The sequence below is a fragment of the Caldisalinibacter kiritimatiensis genome, from assembly GCF_000387765.1.
GTDB classification, from domain to species: domain Bacteria; phylum Bacillota; class Clostridia; order Tissierellales; family Caldisalinibacteraceae; genus Caldisalinibacter; species Caldisalinibacter kiritimatiensis.
In genome coordinates, this window is record NZ_ARZA01000141.1 from 1 (window position 1) to 303 (window position 303).

A 303-nucleotide genomic window follows, 5' to 3' on the forward strand; every position below is an offset into this window, starting at 1 on the left:
TTTTTCAAGTTCATCTGTTTCACATAATTTATCTAAAAATCTACTAAATGTAGATTCAGAAGGTACTTTTCCAAGCACTTCAAAACCACAATAATATCTAAGGATTGGATTTTGTTTTAGATTAAGAACTAAATCTTTAATAGTTTGTATTTTTTCAACTTGCATAGCAATTAGAGCATATATCATTGTTGTTGGCTCATAGCCCTTCGGGCCTTTTGAATTACTAGATTTTCTAAGTTTATTAGCTATCTTAGAAACGTCAATTTGAGATAAAATCATTTCTAATTTAGTTTCTTGTTGAAA

General features: G+C 27.7%; 1 protein-coding gene. It reads right to left on the reverse strand.

What is annotated here, in order from left to right; all coding sequences use genetic code 11:
* Nucleotides 1-303 (reverse strand): transposase (locus L21TH_RS06835; RefSeq protein ID WP_034429568.1); only part of this gene is annotated, 303 nt, incomplete at both ends.